Source organism: Sinorhizobium fredii NGR234, assembly GCF_000018545.1.
GTDB lineage: Bacteria > Pseudomonadota > Alphaproteobacteria > Rhizobiales > Rhizobiaceae > Sinorhizobium > Sinorhizobium fredii_A.
The window spans coordinates 378,885-396,086 of sequence record NC_012586.1 but is presented as its reverse complement, the minus strand read 5'-3'; the positions used below and the strand labels follow the sequence as shown (position 1 = coordinate 396,086).

Here is a 17,202-nt window from a genome sequence, read left to right as displayed (position 1 = left end):
GATGAAAGACGGACAGGCTTTCGACATTGCTTCTCTTCATGCCGCCTATCGGTCGGGTTGGAGCGTGGCTGAGACGATCAAGACGGTTTTCGAGCGCATCGCGGCCGTCGACGATCTGGGTATCTTTCTCCATCTCGCCGATCGCAGCGAACTCCTCGATGAGGCCGCCGCTCTCGGCGCGTTCGATCCTGTCGCCAAACCGTTGTGGGGCATTCCCTTCGCCGTCAAGGACAATATCGACGTGGCCGGCATGCCGACGACGGCCGCCTGCCCGGATTATGCCTACTTGGCCGAAAGGGACGCCACGGTTGTACGACTGTTGCGCGAGGCCGGCGCCCTCGTCGTCGGCAAGACCAATCTCGACCAGTTCGCGACCGGTCTCGTTGGCGTGCGGACCCCTTATCCGGCGCCGCGCAACGCCATCGATCCAGCGCTCGTGCCCGGCGGATCGAGCTCCGGATCGGCGGTGGCGACTGCCCACGGCATCGTCAGCTTCGCGCTCGGTACCGACACGGCTGGCTCGGGCCGCATCCCGGCCGGACTTAACAACATCGTCGGCCTCAAGCCGAGTATCGGTGCCCTGTCGACCACGGGCGTCGTGCCGGCCTGCCGTACTCTCGACTGCGTTTCTATCTTCGCCTTGGCCGTCGCGGACGCCTATCAAATTTTCCAAGTCGCCGCGCGACCCGATGCGACCGACTCCTATTCCCGGGACATTGCGCCGAGGGGCGGTCTCTCCTTGCCACCGGTCCTCAAAGTCGGCGTACCGGCAACGGCGGATCGGCGCTTCTTCGGGGACGTGCTCATGGAGAGCGCCTACGCCGACGCGCTTCAGATGCTGCGCTCACTGGGGCATCAGATTGTCGAGTTGCCCTTTGCCGATTTCTATGCCACGGCCGCGCTTCTCTACGAAGGCGCCTGGGTCTCCGAACGATATGCAGCGGTCAAGGACTTCTTCGATGCGAACGAGACGAGCTTCCATCCGGTGACGCGAGAGATCTATGGCGGCGCCAAGGCACTGTCGGCGGCGGATGCCTTCGAGGGTTTCTATGCGTTGCAGGCGCTGAAGCGAAAGGTCGCGCCGCTCATCGCGTCCGTCGACATGATCTGCGTTCCGACCGCGCCGACGCACTTCACACGTATGGAAGTCGAAGCGGAACCGATCCGCGAAAACGCGCGGCTCGGCATCTATACCAATTTCGTCAACCTGCTGGACATGTGCGGCATGGCCGTGCCGACGGGTCACAGATCCGACGGTCGGCCTGCGAGCGTCACCTTGCTCGCGCCTGCCGGCAAGGATCACCTGACCGCATCGCTCGCTGCCGAACTGCATCGGCTAAGCGCCCTGCCGCTCGGCGCCACGGGATGGCCGCAGCCGGCGAACTATCTCCCGGCCGCCACCGATGAGGGCCAGATGATAGAACTCGTTGTCGTCGGCGCGCATCTTTCCGGCATGCCCTTGAACGCCCAGTTGCGAGACCTGGGCGCCAGATTTTCCCGGCGGGCGCTGACGGCCAAATGTTACAGGCTTTATGCTCTTTCGAGCACCGAGCCCGCGAAACCCGGCCTCGTGCGTTGTCAGGAGAGTGAAGGTGCCTCGATCGAGGTTGAGGTCTGGAAGTTGGGGGCAGAGGCGTTCGGACTCTTCGTCGCAGCCGTTCCATCACCACTTGCGATCGGTACCGTCCAGCTTGCCGACGGAACGGCCTGCAAGGGCTTTTTGGTCGAGCCGGCCGGGCTCGCCGGAGCTGCAGACATCAGCCGCTATGGCGGGTGGCGTGCCTACATCGCCAGCTTGGCCGCCTGAGAGCGCTGATGGAGAAGCCGACTGGTGAGGGAGAGCGACCTTAAAATGTCGCTTCTACTCAATATAACTCTCGGCAGGCCGGCCAAACCCGCCGATCGCCAATCACGTCTCAGCGCGCGGAAGAACGGCGCTACAAGGGCTCCTCAAATGCTCGCAATAATTATTGATCTATTTGATCATTTTATAAGCATTCATGCACAAATTATGGGCGGAATTCGGCAGAACTTCCACTTTACTTTCGGAGTCATGGAATTATACTGCAGATGTTTCTAGGGTTCCGATGCCGTCAGGGCATGTCTGGACCGAGAGAAACCTCCGGTGGGGAGACATCCACCGGGTCCACGGCGGGATAAAAGCCCGGGAGGCTCATGCAGCGGTGCCGTTGCTTTGGGAATCCCGCCTGTGGTTTCCGAGAAAAGAGCGCAGCGTGAGCCCCAACTTGAACAGGGGAATAGAACGATGCGTTTTGGAAATGGCAGATTCGGTTTTCGTGCCCTCTCGGTCGCTCTCGGCCTGTCGCTCACGCTTCTGGCGAGCGGGACGCGGGCGGAGCCGAAGAAGGAATTCAATATCGCCTGGACGATCTACGTCGGCTGGATGCCGTGGCCCTATGCGGCGGATGCCGGCATTGTGAAGAAATGGGCCGACAAATACGGCATCACCATCAACGTCAAGCAGGTCAACGACTACATCGAGTCGATCAACCAGTACACGGCCGGCAGCTTCGACGGCGTGACGGCGACGAACATGGATGGCCTGACCATTCCGGCCGCAGGCGGCGTCGACACGACGATCCTGATCGTCGGCGATTTCTCGAACGGCAATGACGGCATCGTCTCCAAGACCGCGAAGACGCCCGCCCATCTCAAGGGTGAGAGCATCAATCTCGTCGAACTTTCGGTCTCGCACTATCTGCTGGCGCGCGCCCTTGAAACCGCGGGGCTTTCAGAAAGGGACGTGACGATCGTCAACACCTCCGATGCCGACATGGTCGCCGCCTTCAAGTCGCCGGAGACCTCGACGGTGGTCACCTGGAACCCGTTGCTCGCCGAGGTCAAGGCCGAGCCCGGTTCCGCCGCGCTGTTCGATTCCACGCAAATTCCAGGCGAGATCATCGATACGATGATGGTCAACACCGAGGTACTCAAGGACAATCCCAACTTCGGCAAGGCACTCGCCGGCATCTGGTACGAGATAATGTCTGTCCTGACGGACCCGGGCGAGAAGGGCAAGACTGCACGCACCGCGATGGGCACTATGTCCGGCACGGACCTTGCCGGCTTCGAGGCCCAGCTTGCGGCGACCAAGCTGTTCGCTACACCTCAGGAGGCGGTCTCCTTCACCGAGAGCGAGGACCTCGTCAGGACCATGGAACTGGTGCGGACCTTCTCCTTCGATCATGGCCTTCTCGGCGACGGCGCCGCGGACAAGGACGTCGTGGGCATCGCCTTCCCGGGCGGCCAGGTGCTGGGTTCTGCAGACAATGTGAAGCTGCGCTTCGATGCGAGCTACATGAAGCTCGCCGCCGACGGCTCGCTCTAGGTCCATCCGCTCAGGCGGCCGAGCTGGCGCACCCTGACGATCTTAGCCTCCACTTGCCTCTCCAAGATGAGAACCGGCTCATGCGACGTGCCATCAATATCGTCCCAGGATCGGGAACGCGGATCCTGCTCGCCCTCCTGCCCTTCCTGCTGATCGCCTGCCTCTATGTCGTCGTCTCGGCTGAACGGCGGGCAGCAAATCCGGGCGACAAGCTGCTGCCACCGATCGCGGAAATGGCCACGAGCATGGACCGGCTGGCGACCGAGCCCGACCGCCGGTCGGGAGACTTGACCCTCTGGTCGGATACTACGGCGAGCCTCCAGCGACTGTTCATCGGCCTCGGTGCGGCTGCTGCCATCGGCCTGGTGCTCGGGCTGACGCTTGGGCTGCTTCCGGTGGCAAGCGCCGGCCTGTCGCCGCTCGTCGCCGTCATTTCGATGGTCCCGCCGATGGCGATCCTGCCAGTGCTCTTCATCATCCTCGGTCTTGGTGAACTCTCCAAAGTCGTGCTGATCGTAATCGGCATTGCACCGTTCCTAGTTCGCGACCTCGCCATGACCGTTGCCGCCATCCCGAGCGAGCAGATCGTCAAGGCGCAGACGCTCGGCGCTTCGACGTGGCAAGTGATGCTGCGCGTGGCACTGCCGCAGGCGATGCCACGGCTTATCGAAGCCATGAGGCTATCGCTGGGCCCAGCCTTCCTCTTCTTGATCTCGGCCGAAGCGATCGCCGCAGAAAGCGGCCTCGGCTATCGAATCTTCCTCGTCCGGCGCTATCTCGCCATGGACGTTATCCTGCCCTATGTGGCCTGGATCACCCTCATCGCCTACGTCCTCGACTGGCTGCTGGCACGGATTGCGCGACGCGGCTTCCCCTGGGCCTATGCCCAGGAGGCGCGCCGATGAGCGAGATCCGCGTCCATAACGTCTGGATGGAATATGGCGACCAGATCGTGCTCGAAGGCGTCTCGCTCGATATCGCCCCCGGCGCCTTCGTCTCCGTCGTCGGCCCCTCGGGTTGCGGCAAATCCACCTTTCTTCGGATGATCCTTGGGCAGGAGCGGCCGACGCGCGGCATCATCACGCTCGACGGCGCGGGGCTGCCGGGCGAGCCGGGTTCGGACCGCGGCGTGGTGTTCCAGCGGTATTCGGTTTTTCCCCACCTGAACGTTTTGCAGAATGTCCTGATCGCCTACGAATTCGCCGAAAGCCCGTTTCTGGCCAAGCTGTTTGGAGCGAAGCGAAAGGCGGCCAGCGAGAAGGCGGAAGCGCTTCTTCAAGCGGTCGGCCTCAGCGAGCACGCTTGGAAGTATCCGAGCGCGCTTTCGGGCGGCCAGCAGCAGCGGCTGGCGATCGCCCAGGCGCTCGCCAAGGAGCCGAAGGTGCTGCTGCTCGACGAGCCCTTCGGCGCGCTCGACCCGGGTACCAGGGCGCAGATGCACGCGCTGATCAAGCCGCTATGGCGCGAGCGCGGCATGACCGTGATCATGGTCACCCACGATCTCAAGGAAGCCTTCGGTCTCGGGACGCGGCTGCTCGCCTTCGACAAGCCGCGAATCGATCCGCAAGCGCCTGAGCGCTACGGCGCCCGCATCATCTACGACCTCGATTTGAGCCGCGACGGCCCTGTACCGATCCTCGGCTTTTCGCGGCCGATCGAGCCCAACACCATGTCCCAGGAAACGAAAAGGAGCATGCCCCATGCGTGAACCCCCAAGCCGCCAAGCCCGGCGCGCCGGCGCGATGCACGCGCCCGTTCGCGAGCGCCGCCACCATCCGGATTTCAACATGCTCGACAGCCAGGGCTGGAAGGCGCTCGAGGCGGAGGCGAAGCTTTCCGGCAAGGGCTGGGGGCGGGAAAAGCAATGGGCGCTCGAAATGGGTCTGCCGGGCTCGGAGAGCCTGACGGACAAGTCGATCCCGACCTTCGCGAGGGGCGAGCTGCCGCATTTCGCCGGTATCAACACATTCCTGAAGGCGCCCTACGTCGAAAACGTTCGCGATGTCGGCAAGTATGATGCGGCCGTGCTCGGCATTCCCTTCGACAGCGGCACGACCTATCGTCCAGGCACCCGCTTCGGACCGCAGGGCATCCGTCGCATCTCGGCGCTCTACACGCCTTATAACTACGAAATGGGTGTCGACCTGCGCGAACAGATGACGCTCTGCGATGCCGGCGACGTCTTCACCATCCCGGCCAATCTGGAAAAGAGCTTCGACCAGATCACCCGCGGCGTCTCCCATGTCTTTTCGTCCGGCGCGCTGCCGATCATGCTCGGCGGCGACCACTCGATCGGCTTTCCCTGCGTGCGCGGCATTGCCGAATGCACATCGAAACGCATCGGGATCATCCATTTCGACCGGCATATCGACATCCAGCAAAAGGATCTCGACGAGCGCATGCACACGACGCCCTGGTACTGGGCAACCAATCTGCCGAACGTCTCGCCGAAAAATCTCGTCCAGCTCGGTATCGGCGGCTGGCAGGTGCCGCGCGACGGCGTGAAGGTGGCGCGCGAGCGCGGAACCAACGTGCTGACGATCGACGACATCGAAAAGCTCGGTCCGGAGAAGACTGCGGAGATCGCCCTCGAGCTTGCCTGGAAGGACGCCGACGCCGTCTATATCTCCTTCGACGTCGACAGTATCGATTGCGGCTTCGTGCCCGGCACAGGCTGGCCGGAACCGGGCGGCTTCCTGCCGCGCGAGGCCCTGAAGATCCTCGGGCTGGTCGCGGCAGAAGGGCTCTGCGGCCTCGAGGTCGTCGAGGTCAGCCCGCCTTACGACACATCCGACATCACGGCACTCTTTGGCGTTCGGGTGGTGGTGGAGGCGCTGGGATCGATGCTGGCACATGGCAAGCTCGGTTCCCACAAGCACCTGATCGACAAGCCGGTGAGCTTCTGAGGAGGTGGCCATGCACGGCGGACATCATCACCATCACGGCGCGCATTCGCATCACCGTGATCATGATCACGATCACGACCATCACGGCCACCAGCATGCGGGTCCCGGCCATAACCGGCAGCGCGGCACCGTACAATGGCAGGTGCCGCATCGCCCCACAAGAAAGGACCTGTCGCCGCCGCACGAGCGTGATCTCGATCTCGTCGAGGCGAGTTTCGTCGAGAACTTTGCCCGCGCGAGTGATGCGACGAGTTTTCTCAGACTTGCGGGCATTCCCTTTGTAGGCATCGACGCTTCCGGGAAAGCCCTGCATCTGCTGCGCGTCGAGATCGCAGATCGTACGGATATCGGCGCGGTCGTGCCGCTCCTCGGCGGCAACGGCGTGCGTTACGACGTGCTGCCGGCACGCATGACGTCGCGCCGCCACGACCTCTCGTTCCTCTATCACGACGGCGAGGCGGTCGTCCGGCTTTCCTTCGCCGAGGCGCGCAAGCTCGAGGACCGGACCGACGCCTCGCATTTCGACATAGAACCGACCGAATGAATTCCTCCTTCAAAAAGGCAACACCATGAATTTCAAGACTCTGACGGCACTCGCAATCATCACCGCGAGCCTTCCCGGCCAGGCGCTGGCCCATTCCGGCAATGATCATGTCCACGGTGTTGCAAGCGGACTCCTGCATCCCTTTTCCGGCGTCGACCACCTGCTCGCCATGATCGCGGTCGGACTGATCGCAGGACGGCTCGGCGGCTCGGCGCTCTTCCGGCTGCCGCTCGCCTTCGTCTCGGCCATGGTTGCGGGCGCGGCCTATGTCCTGACCGGCGTAACGGTCCCCCTCGTCGAGGCGGCGGTAATCACCTCCGTCATCCTCTTGGGCGCGGCGTTGATCGCGAACGCGAACATACCAGCTACGCTCGCCATCACCGGCGCCGCCACCTTCGGCTTTTTCCATGGCTTCGCCCATGGCACGGAGGGTCCGGCCGCAGCACCGCTCGGCCATATCCTCGGTTTCATCGGCGGCACGGTGATCCTCCACATCACCGGCATGACCGTTTGGCATGCACTTGCCCGGCGCGGCACCGGCCCCATGCCGGCGCATCGCATCATCGGCACGGGGATCATCGGCGCCGGTATTGGCTTGGCCTTTATTGCATGACGCTTTAGCGTGAGGAGATGGATATGCGTGCCATTATCAATATCTTGCTTTACTGGCGACAGCTCGTCTTCGCGGGCATGGCTTTCCGCTTTGCTGGTCTTAAGGCCTTGGACCAAGCGCTTCGGCGGACATCAGGCCGCACGTGATGCGGGCAGCCTGATCAGACTTTACCTCACGGGCTTGCTTCTCAACATCTCCAACCCAAGGATGCCGATTTCTTACCTCGCACTGCTGCCGGGTGTTCTGGGGACCCGGCCGCTCACCGTTTACCATACCGCGGAACTGCTGGTGATCATTGCCCCGATCGAGGTGATCGTGGTCGGAGGGCATACACTCATTGGCTATGGCGCAGAAACCGTATTGGCCGATCAAAGGCCGGCCTCATCCACGTCCAGTTTGAAACCATTCATCCCTTCCTAGATGGAAATGGTCGCCTCGGTCGGCTTCTGATCACACTCTACCTTTGCGCGACCGGAGTGCTTCGACAACTTCTGCTCAATCTCAGCCTTTATTTCAAATCGCGACGGCCCGATTACTACCGGCTTTTGCAGGAAGTCCGAGAATATGGAACGTGGGAAGCCTGGCTAGAGTTTTTCCTGGACGGTGTGGCCGAAACAGCGGATCAAACTTTTGAGACAGCCAGCCGTATTGCACGACTACTTGACGACGACAGGGGACGGATCGTGAGAGAATCCGAACGTACAGGATCAGTCCTTCAGATCCATGACATCATGCGCACGAGCCCCTATCTGACCGCAGCGTCCGCGGCGAAGCGAAGCGCTCTCACAGTGCCGACCGTGAACGCTGCACTGGACCAACTACAGAGACTCGGCATTGTCGAGGAAGCCACCGGGCGGCGCCGTGGCCGGGTGTTCGTTTATCGAGCTTATATGGACATTCTCAGTGACGGCGCAGGCACTGACGCTGCTCGTTCATAGGCTTGGGCGGTTCCCGTTGATATATTACGCGATCTTTTGAGAGCGAAACGGGAACTTTCTCGCATCGCCTATCAAACGATAGGCGATGGCCCGTTCGATATCATCTATGTGCCGGGCTGGGTATCCAATCTGGATTATGCCTGGATGTTTGATGCAGGTAGGATCGTTGCGTGGCCGGCGACAGGTTGCGGAGCGTCATGTCGTCGATCATGCGGCGGCGCAGCGGGTTCACCGCTGCCGGGGCGTCGGTCATCGGTCGGTCTCCTGGTCAGGGGTTGGTTCTTAACACCCCAACATCCCATCAGGAGACCGCGCCTCCAAACCCGACCTCTCCCGCGTCAGCGGGTTAGTTCAATCCTCCCCCGCTTAATTTGTCACGACAGCCAAGCTAGAACAATTGGCTAAGGAATTCGCGGAAAAAGTTAACCGTACACGCCGAGAGTGGGAACCGAGCTGCCGGGACGATCGTTAGTTGCAGGACATTTGTGACCTTCATCGGAGGACCGACCTTTTCCATTGACGCGGAGATCCGGTCAACCTGAACCTGGGGGAGCATCGATGAATGCGTTTGGCGTCGCACTTGTCGCGGACGATGACGAGTTCTTCAGGATCGCGCTCGCGGCCATCTTGAAGACGAAGCTTGGTTTTTCCGACGTGGTCGAGACAGGATCCCTCGATGAGGCGATCGAGCGCCTGGCGGACCGCGATGATGTTTCATTGGCTCTGTTCGATCTTACCATGCCGGGTATGGAGAGTGCCGCGAGCCTCGGTGCAGTGCGCGAAGTTCACCCGGACGTGAAAGTGGCCGTGGTTTCCGCTTCATCGCGCCGGAACGATATTCTTGCCTCCCTGGCGGCGGGAATCCACGGCTATGTGCCGAAGAGCCTCGGCGCCTCGGATCTCGCCGCCGCGCTGCGCGTCATCTTGAACGGCGCCATCTATGTCCCGCCTTCCCTCGCCGGCTGCACACCCCGTTCGGCTGAATCTGAACCGCCGCCAGCAGCAACCGGGCATAGCGACGAGCCGTCGCGGCGAACGATCGACTTCCTCACACCGAGGCAACGCGAGGTACTGCTGCTCCTGGTCGAGGGCCTTTCGAACAAGGAAATCGCCCGCAAGCTTCGCCTCGGTGAAGGAACCGTCAAGATACATATGGCGGCGCTCTTCCGCAGCCTCAGGGTGAGGAACCGGCAGGAGGCAGCAGCCGCCGGTGCCCGCCTGTTGCCAATTGCGCAAAGGTAAGCCCCGATAGGCCGGACGGCTAGGCCGCTTTCTAGCCATCCGGACGAATAGCTCAGATGCGTGCGAGGACGTAGGTACGATAACAACGAAATTGAGGTGGAACGACGATGCGCCGCGCCCCAGCGAAAGCCAGATCTACGAGAGCCTCACTCCCGCCAAGCCGCTCCGTGAAGGACGAGGACGTGGAAAACATGTCCGGCGCAATGCTCCTGCAGGCAGGCGCACTCGCTGGAAGGATCGCCGACAGGATCGGGTTGAGCATCGCGGCGTCCCGCAAAGAGGCTGCCGTTTCGGCGATCGGCCGCGTCATGGCCAGGCGAGGTCTGAATCATGTCAGCGATCTTCTCGGTCAGATCGATGCGGACGAAGATCTGAAGGAGGAATTCATCGACGAACTGACCGTCGGCGAGACCCATTTTTTCCGCGGTGCGGCCCAGTTCGACCTGATAAGGGACACAATTCTTCCGGAGCGGTGCCGAAGCCGGCTGATCGGCTCGCCCCTCCGGATCTGGAGCCTCGGCTGCGCGAGCGGGGAAGAGCCCTATTCGCTGGCGATACTCTGCGAGGCGGACAATCTATCGAGCCGCGTTGAAATCACTGCATCGGACATATCACGTAAGGCGCTCAGCGATGCCGCGGAGGCCGAATACGGCGAATGGTCTCTGAGGAACACCGGCGAATGCTGGAGGCAGCGCTATTTCCTCCGAAGCGGGAGCCGGTATCGCGTGAGACCTGATCTGGCGCGGCGTGTGACGTTGACAAAAGTCGCCCTTGGGGCCGACGTCCTTCCTGCGCCCCAAATCGGCCTTGCCGATTTCGACCTGATCCTCTGTCGAAACGTCCTCGTCTATCTCGATGCGGCCGCCGTCCACCGGATAGCACGGCAGCTTTTTACGTGCCTGGTCAAGGGTGGCTGGCTGATGACCGCACCAACCGATCCACCGCTCTGGAAGTATGCGCCTTTCGAAACATCGATCACATCCGCGGGCGCCGTTTATCGACGAGCGGTGTCCGGCCGGGAAAGGCCTGCAGATGATCGCCCTTGACCGAAAGATACGTCCCGACTGGGCCGACGTGAAACGAAGGATCGCCATGGCCCTTGAGGAGACGGAGGCGCTGCTCGGTTCGGCGGCGCAGGACGCCGAAGCGGCAGGCCAGCAAAACTTCCCACTGACCCGGTCGGACGTGGAGATGGGTGAAGAGCCCGAAGGCTCGGCACGTTTCGTATCCTTTGTACTGTCGGGCCGCCGCCTTGCGCTGGAAGTCCGCTACGTTTGCGAGATCGTTTCCATGGCGCGTGTCACGCCGCTTCCGGGCATGCCGACCTACGTGCGGGGCATTTTTGACCTACGCGGTCAGTTGCTTCCGGTTTTCGATCTGCGCAGCCTGCTCCACCTTCCCGACGCTCTTTCGCCAGATAGCGATTGGGTGATCGTCTGTGGGGAGATGCAGGCGGAATTGCTGATCGTGGCGGAGGGAATGCCCGAAATCAGCAGGGTTTTTGCACCGGATAGTGCTTCGTTTGGCAACGAGGATGGCCCCGAATGGGCTAGCGCCACCGCGAGCCAGGATACCATTGTTCTTGACGGCGCTCTTCTCCTCAGCGATCGCCGGTTCTTTCTGGAGAGCGAGCAGCCTGTCGGGGAGATTGCAGGGGATGAGCGACCATGAAACTCCTGCGCACGAAGAGCCTCTACGGCATGCTGGGTCTAGCAATGCTGCTGTTCGCTGTGGCATCCGCCTTGCTCGTCGGATCAAGCTTCATCGCTTTGGAGAGAGTCCGCGCCGATCTTGCTGCGGCCTCGTCGCTCAGCAAGGAGCGCATCTTCTACCAGATGCTCTATAGGGTTGGCCGCCTGCCGGGACCGAACGACCCGAACCGCCCGGCAGCCGTATCGGAGCTTCGCGACCTAATGCAGCGCAATGAACAGATGCTCGCCCGGCTGGCTGGCGGGGACGAGGCGCTTGGGTTTGCCTTGGAGGCCAACCCGGAAGCCATTGCCCAGCTGGAGCAGTTGCGCCAGCTCTGGCAGCATCAGGTGAAACCGGCGCTTGAAAGAACCATAAGCCAGGCGCCGCCCAGCCAAGCCGTGCTCGAGGAACTCGATCGACATATCCGCACCTACGCCGCCCGCATCAACGAAAAGATCGACGGAATCGAGCAGACGGCCGCGACAAGGCTCTACCGGTCGCAGATGCTGCAGCTGGGCTTGTCCGCACTGGCGATCGTTTTGCTTTTCCTCGTTCTGAGGGTCGTTCGCCACTACGCTGGCCGGGTGCGTATCCTCGTGGATGTAGCGAAAGGCGTTAGTGCCGGAAATCTGGACCAGAGGGCCATTGTCACGGGATATGACGAACTGTCAGTTCTCGGCGCGTCCTTCAACGGCATGACCGCGAAACTTGCAGGCATGATCGAGAATGAGCGTGCCGCCCGCGAACGGCTGGAGGACCTGCTCGCGACGATCTCGGAGACATCGCAGCATCTTTCGTCCTCGGCGGCGGAGATCCTGGCCGGAACCACGCAACAGGTCGAAGGCATGCGCGACCAGTCCACCGCCGTCGCGGAAACGGTAACCAGCGTCGATGACGTGTTGCAAACGTCGGAACAAGCGGCACAGCGCGCCCAGCAGGTCGCCGCCTCCTATGAGACCGCCGTGAAGGTTAGCAGCGAGGGGCGCACGGCGCTCGATAACACTGTCACGACGATGAACGCGGTCAATGCGCGAACTGGGGCGATTGCCGGCAATATTCTCTTGCTCGCGGAAAACAGCCTCGAAATCGGCGAGATCGTCTCGGTCGTGGCCGAGATCGCCGACCAGACCAATCTGCTTGCCCTCAACGCGGCGATCGAAGCATCGCGTGCGGGCGAACACGGTCGGGGCTTCAGCGTCGTCGCCAGCGAGATCAGGACCTTGGCCGACCAGTCGAAAACCGCCACCACCAGGGTTCGTCGGATCCTTATGGAGATCCAGAAGTCGACGAACGCCGCAGTCGTTGGTGCCGAAGAGGGTTCCAAGAGCGTCGGCCGAGCGCTCGAAACGGTCAAGGAAGCAGGCGAGACGATCCGGCAGCTCGAGGCGATCATCGGGGATTCCGCGCGCTCCGTCGCGCAGATCGCCGCATCTGCCGGCCAGCAGAAGGCTGGCATGAAGCAGATACATGACGCCATGCATTACATTCAGCAGGCCAGCAGCCAGAACCTGTCGGCCATTCGCCAGGCGGAAGAAGCCGCAAAAGACCTGAATGAGCTCGGATCCCGGCTGAGGGACATGCTCGCTGACCATAGCAACGGAAGACGATGAAAGCTGAAGAACTTGACCGCCAGCTCCTGACGATCTTCGCGCGAGAGGTGCGGTTACGATCCTCCGACATGGCGCGCATACTGATCGGTATCGACGAGGCTGGCGACGCCGAAGACAAACGTCGGCTCCAGGATGAGCTGCTCAGGATGGCGCATAGTCTCAAGGGCGCCGCCGGACTTGTCGAGGTGCGGGGCATCGAAAGCATTTGCCACTGGATGGAGGAGGTGCTTATGCGCGCCTCGAAGGAGCAGTCGGCGCTCAGTCGTTTGGAGCTCGACGTGCTTCTACGGGCGGCGGATGCGATTAAGGAGGCGGGCCGGCTCCTGGCAGGGGGCGAGATGCCCTCGTCTGCCAAGACAGGAAGTGTCGTTCGCGAATTAGAGGCCACGGTTACCCCAGGCGTGGCTTACGGCAATATGCCACCGGGGCCACCGCCACCCTCCGCCGAACATCAGGTCCCGGTTCGCTCGACCGATCTGGACGGCTCGATGCGTGTGTCAGCCGATCGACTCGACGCGCTTCTTCACAGGAGCGGAGAATTGCTCGCCTTCGATGCAGTCGTCCGGACTCATGCCGAGCGGGCTTCGGACCTCAGAGAACAGGCAGGAAGATTGCGGACGGTCGGATCCTTTTCCGAGACCGACGCCGCTGGCATAGAAAACGGGTTGCGCGAGCTTGCTGCTTCGCTCCACAGCAATGGACGACTGCTACATAGCGCGGTCACCGCCCTTAGCCACGAGGTTCGCCGCGCGCGCACACAACCCTTCGCCGCGGCGTGCAAGGGGCTGGAGCGCATCGTCAGGGACATGGCAGCCCACGTGAATAAATCAGCGACGCTGGAAATCAGGGGCGGTGAAATCGACATCGATCGCTCAATTCTCGCCGGATTGCAGGATTCGCTCCGCCACCTCGTCCGCAATGCCGTGGCGCATGGCATCCAGTCGCCGGAGGAACGGCGTTTGGCGGGCAAACCTGAAAAGGGAAGGATCGTCGTCTCCGCTTCCGTCTCGGGCGATCGGGTGCAAGTGGTGGTCAAGGATGATGGCCGGGGCCTGGACATGGCATCGCTGCGCAAGCTCGCGGACCGGGCTCCGATTGCATCGGAAGACGAGGGAGATCTTCTCCAGCGCGTTTTCGAGCCTGGCATTTCCACGTCGGCCTCGGTCGATAGACTGGCTGGTCGCGGCATCGGGCTCGACATCGTCAGAAGGGCTGTCGAGGATATGCGCGGCACGGCGGCGGTCGCGCAAGTTCCGGAAGGCGGGGCCGCTTTCACCCTGACCCTTCCGCTCACGCTCGCTACGGTGCGCGCCCTGGTGGTCCATGTAGCCGGGCATGTTCTCACGATCGACACCTCTTGCGTCGAGCGCGTCATAAGGGTCTCCGCCGAGAACATCGGCTTCGAACAGGAAAGGCAGGTCGTGACAACCGAGGTGGGCACGTTCTCCCTTGTCGATCTTGCCCATTGGCTGGGGTTGCGGGCGGCTGGCGAACCTATATCCAGGGAGGCCCGGCCAGCAATCATCATCCGCGCCGGGGGCAGGGAAGCTGCGGTTCTTGTGGACGAGATCGCCGCCGAACAGGAGTTGCTTGCGCGTTCGCTCGGGCCGCGCCTTGAGAAAGTCCGACGCTATTGCGGCGCAATGGTGCTGCCCGACGGTCGCATCGCGCTGCTTCTCAATACCTCCCTTCTGTGTGCGCCGGCGCCGGAGTCATTTGCGGCATCCATTCCTGATGCCGCTCAGTTTAGAAAGCCCAAGCGCCGCAAGGTTCTCGTCGTCGATGACTCGAAGTATATCCGCACGCTGGTCAGGCTCATCCTCCAAGCGGCAGGCTATGACGTTGCCATGGCGTCCGACGGTCAGGAGGCTTTGCAGCACCTGCACCATCAAGAGGTCGATGTCGTAGTGGCCGATGTCGATATGCCCTCGATGAATGGGTTCGAATTGACCCAGGCGATCAGGCGTTCCGAGCGGCTGGCCGGCCTGCCCATAATACTCGTCACCGGGCGGGAAGCGCCGGAAGACAAGGCTCACGGCCTGGAACTGGGAGCCAATGCTTACGTCGCGAAGAACCAGTTCGATGCACATCAGTTTCTGGAAACGGTGAGCCAGGTCGTCTGAGGTAGCAAATGGTTCGCATTCTGCTTGCCACCTCCAGGGTTGACCTTCAGGAACTCGTCGAGAGGGCGGTTCGCAGCGACGCGTCGGCGGAACTCCTGGGCGTCGCAAGAAGCTTTGCCGAGGCGGTCACGATGGCACGGCAGCTGTCGCCCGATATCGTGACGATGGAACTACGGCTCGGTGAGCACGACAGCGTCGAGGCGGTCAGGGAAATCATGGTTTCAGCGCCGGCGCCGATCGTCATGGTGTCGCGTGTCGAGGAGCTGGGATCCGTGGCGGCTCGAGCCCTCGACGCCGGGGCTCTCGCGGTCATTCCAGCGCCGCCACCGGTCGATGGTCGCCTCGAGAAAGCGGCGACGGAGAAGTTCCTGTCGACGATCAAGGCCATGGCCCATGTGAAGGTTGTCAGGCAATGGCGCAAGAAATCGGGAGGCGACGGCCGGAACGACCAGGGCGATCTAGCTGCGGCTCACGCGCCGATCGGCATTGTCGGCATTGCGGCTTCCACGGGCGGTCCCGCCGCTATCCGGTCTATATTGATGAATGTGTCGAGTAAATTTCCCGCCCCGATCCTCATCGTACAGCATATGTCGAGCGGCTTCATCGACCGGGTCGCCGCTTCCCTCGACGCGACCGTACCGCTGAACGTGAAGGTCGCGACGGACGGCGAGCGCTTGAGGGCAGGAATGGTTTACCTTGCCCCGGACGGTCGACAACTCGGGGTCTCCGGCCGATCTCGAATCCGCGTCGTGAACGATGCTCCCGTCGACGGCTTCAAGCCCTCGGGCTCCTATCTCTTCGGCTCCATCGCCCGCGCCTTCAAAGGCGAGGCGCTCGCCGTCATCCTTACCGGCATGGGCAATGACGGGACCGAGGGGCTTCGCGCACTCCGCGAGGCGGGCGGCAAGGCGATTGCCCAGGACGAGGAGAGTTCCGTGGTCTTTGGAATGCCTAAATCGGCGATTGGTGCGGGTCTTGTCGATTTCGTGCTGCCTCTGGAGAGCATCGGCGGCAAAATTGTCGCCCTCGCCGAAGGTCGAGAGAGTGGCACGTAGCCGCCCGCGAGTTTGCGCTTCACGGAGGATTTTGCAGTTAGCACAAATCCGGCAAAAAAAGTGTCAGAGCGGCGTCGCGAACGTATGTGAGCACACCCTTGCTCGATTGCGGCGCCGCGCATCAAAGCGCCGCGTCGCGACGCCGCTGCCTTGCCTATTGAATCCCGGAAATCTGAATGGCAGCTGGCGTAACGATCACGGCGAAGAGAACCGGCAGAAAGAATACGATCATCGGCACGGTCAGCTTCGGGGGAAGCGCGGCGGCTTTTTTCTCCGCCTCGCTCATCCGCATGTCGCGGTTCTCCTGCGCCATGACCCGCAACGCCTGACCAAGCGGCGTTCCATATTTCTCCGCCTGGATCAGGCTGGTCACGACGGCGCGGACACCCTCGACGCCGGTCCTTTGTCCCAGGTTCTCAAAGGCCTGCCGCCGGTCCTGCAGATAAGAAAGCTCCGCCGTCGTGAGCAGGATCTCCTCGGCGACCTCGGGCGACTGTGCGCCGATCTCCTCGCCCACCTTGCGAAAGGCACTTTCGATGCCCATGCCGGATTCGACGGTGATCAACAGGAGGTCCAGCGCCTCCGGCCAGGCTCGGCGGATCGCCTGCTGGCGCTTGGTGATCCTGTTCCGGATGAATATCGCCGGAGCGAAATATCCGAGCGACCCCATGGCGCCGGCCATCGCAATGACCGCAAGCAGCGGCGCCTGGGGCCGGAGGACGAGCAGTATATAGAGGAGGCAAGCGGCAAAGAGCACAATTGGCGCTATCAACCGGAAGGCAAGAAAGGTCGTGACCGGCGCGTAGCCGCGGTAACCGGCCATGCTCAGCTGGCGGAGGATGTCGCTATTCTCCGCCTGTTTGGCAAGATTGAAGCGATCGACGATCGCCTGGAAGAAGCGCCTGGGCTCTGCGCGCAGCGCCACCTTGCTCTTTTCGGCATTCAGCCGAGTGCGCTCACGCTGCCTGATGCGCTCGCGCTCGCTCTCCACCTTGCGCATCCGCTCTGCAAGGGTATTGCGGAAAACATAGGGCCAGGAAACCGCCACGACGGCGGAAAAGGCGGCTATGCCAGTCAACATCGCGGAAAGCTGGTCCGGATCGGGGATATGGGCGCCAAGGTTCATGTCG

General features: G+C 62.1%; 15 protein-coding genes, 2 pseudogenes and 1 riboswitch. Of the genes and pseudogenes, 15 read left to right on the top strand and 2 right to left on the bottom strand.

Annotated elements, in window-relative coordinates; genetic code table 11:
- Position 1 precedes the first annotated feature (1 nt).
- The 9 genes and pseudogenes from atzF to NGR_RS01880 all read left to right on the top strand — a co-directional run.
- Positions 2 to 1,807: an allophanate hydrolase gene (atzF, locus tag NGR_RS01920; protein ID WP_012706454.1), complete on the top strand. Its 1,806-nt coding sequence runs from the start codon at positions 2 to 4 to the stop codon at positions 1,805 to 1,807.
- A gap of 258 nt (positions 1,808 to 2,065) precedes the next feature.
- Positions 2,066 to 2,173: riboswitch (guanidine-I (ykkC/yxkD leader) on the top strand.
- A gap of 93 nt (positions 2,174 to 2,266) precedes the next feature.
- Positions 2,267 to 3,349 (top strand): putative urea ABC transporter substrate-binding protein, encoded by a 1,083-nt coding sequence (locus NGR_RS01915; protein WP_012706453.1) that lies wholly within the window; start codon positions 2,267 to 2,269, stop codon positions 3,347 to 3,349.
- An 80-nt stretch (positions 3,350 to 3,429) separates the two neighbouring features.
- Complete coding sequence (locus NGR_RS01910) at positions 3,430 to 4,254, top strand: ABC transporter permease (RefSeq protein ID WP_012706452.1); 825 nt, start codon at positions 3,430 to 3,432, stop codon at positions 4,252 to 4,254.
- Positions 4,251 to 5,057, top strand: a complete 807-nt coding sequence (locus NGR_RS01905) for an ABC transporter ATP-binding protein (RefSeq protein ID WP_012706451.1) — start codon at positions 4,251 to 4,253, stop codon at positions 5,055 to 5,057. The genes NGR_RS01910 and NGR_RS01905 overlap by 4 nt, the downstream gene beginning before the upstream one ends.
- On the top strand, positions 5,050 to 6,255 hold the full coding sequence (locus NGR_RS01900; RefSeq protein ID WP_012706450.1) for an agmatinase family protein: 1,206 nt from the start codon (positions 5,050 to 5,052) through the stop codon (positions 6,253 to 6,255). The genes NGR_RS01905 and NGR_RS01900 overlap by 8 nt, the downstream gene beginning before the upstream one ends.
- Before the next feature lie 10 nt (positions 6,256 to 6,265).
- Positions 6,266 to 6,799: a hypothetical protein gene (locus NGR_RS01895; protein ID WP_012706449.1), complete on the top strand. Its 534-nt coding sequence runs from the start codon at positions 6,266 to 6,268 to the stop codon at positions 6,797 to 6,799.
- A gap of 25 nt (positions 6,800 to 6,824) precedes the next feature.
- Entirely contained in the window at positions 6,825 to 7,412 is a 588-nt protein-coding gene (locus NGR_RS01890; RefSeq protein WP_012706448.1) for a HupE/UreJ family protein, read from the top strand.
- A gap of 27 nt (positions 7,413 to 7,439) precedes the next feature.
- Positions 7,440 to 7,832, top strand: coding sequence for a hypothetical protein (locus NGR_RS01885; protein ID WP_012706447.1), 393 nt, complete (start codon positions 7,440 to 7,442; stop codon positions 7,830 to 7,832).
- Positions 7,784 to 8,350, top strand: a pseudogene (locus NGR_RS01880) (Fic family protein); the annotation flags it as partial. The gene NGR_RS01885 and the pseudogene NGR_RS01880, both read left to right, overlap by 49 nt.
- A gap of 112 nt (positions 8,351 to 8,462) precedes the next feature.
- Here the strand turns inward: NGR_RS01880 and NGR_RS01875 are convergent.
- A pseudogene (locus tag NGR_RS01875) lies at positions 8,463 to 8,603 on the bottom strand (tyrosine-type recombinase/integrase); the annotation flags it as partial.
- Positions 8,604 to 8,908: 305 nt separating this feature from the next.
- Between NGR_RS01875 and NGR_RS01870 the strand changes: the two are divergent.
- The 6 genes from NGR_RS01870 (at position 8,909) to NGR_RS01845 (ending at position 16,072) form a co-directional block, all read left to right on the top strand.
- On the top strand, positions 8,909 to 9,592 hold the full coding sequence (locus NGR_RS01870; RefSeq protein WP_012706444.1) for a LuxR C-terminal-related transcriptional regulator: 684 nt from the start codon (positions 8,909 to 8,911) through the stop codon (positions 9,590 to 9,592).
- A gap of 191 nt (positions 9,593 to 9,783) precedes the next feature.
- Positions 9,784 to 10,638 (top strand): CheR family methyltransferase, encoded by an 855-nt coding sequence (locus NGR_RS01865; protein ID WP_432654010.1) that lies wholly within the window; start codon positions 9,784 to 9,786, stop codon positions 10,636 to 10,638.
- The gene (locus NGR_RS01860) at positions 10,625 to 11,263 is read left to right on the top strand and encodes a chemotaxis protein CheW (protein ID WP_012706442.1); all 639 of its coding nucleotides are present in this window, start codon (positions 10,625 to 10,627) and stop codon (positions 11,261 to 11,263) included. Before NGR_RS01865 ends, NGR_RS01860 begins: the two co-directional genes overlap by 14 nt.
- On the top strand, positions 11,260 to 12,894 hold the full coding sequence (locus NGR_RS01855) for a methyl-accepting chemotaxis protein (protein ID WP_012706441.1): 1,635 nt from the start codon (positions 11,260 to 11,262) through the stop codon (positions 12,892 to 12,894). The genes NGR_RS01860 and NGR_RS01855 overlap by 4 nt, the downstream gene beginning before the upstream one ends.
- Positions 12,891 to 15,017 (top strand): hybrid sensor histidine kinase/response regulator, encoded by a 2,127-nt coding sequence (locus tag NGR_RS01850; RefSeq protein WP_012706440.1) that lies wholly within the window; start codon positions 12,891 to 12,893, stop codon positions 15,015 to 15,017. The genes NGR_RS01855 and NGR_RS01850 overlap by 4 nt, the downstream gene beginning before the upstream one ends.
- An 8-nt stretch (positions 15,018 to 15,025) precedes the next feature.
- A complete protein-coding gene (locus tag NGR_RS01845; RefSeq protein WP_012706439.1) occupies positions 15,026 to 16,072 on the top strand; it encodes a chemotaxis protein CheB in 1,047 nt (348 codons plus the stop codon).
- A 154-nt stretch (positions 16,073 to 16,226) separates the two neighbouring features.
- Here NGR_RS01845 and NGR_RS01840 read toward each other — a convergent pair whose 3' ends face one another.
- Positions 16,227 to 17,198 (bottom strand): type II secretion system F family protein, encoded by a 972-nt coding sequence (locus tag NGR_RS01840; RefSeq protein WP_012706438.1) that lies wholly within the window; start codon positions 17,196 to 17,198, stop codon positions 16,227 to 16,229.
- Between the last annotated feature and the right edge of the window lie 4 nt (positions 17,199 to 17,202).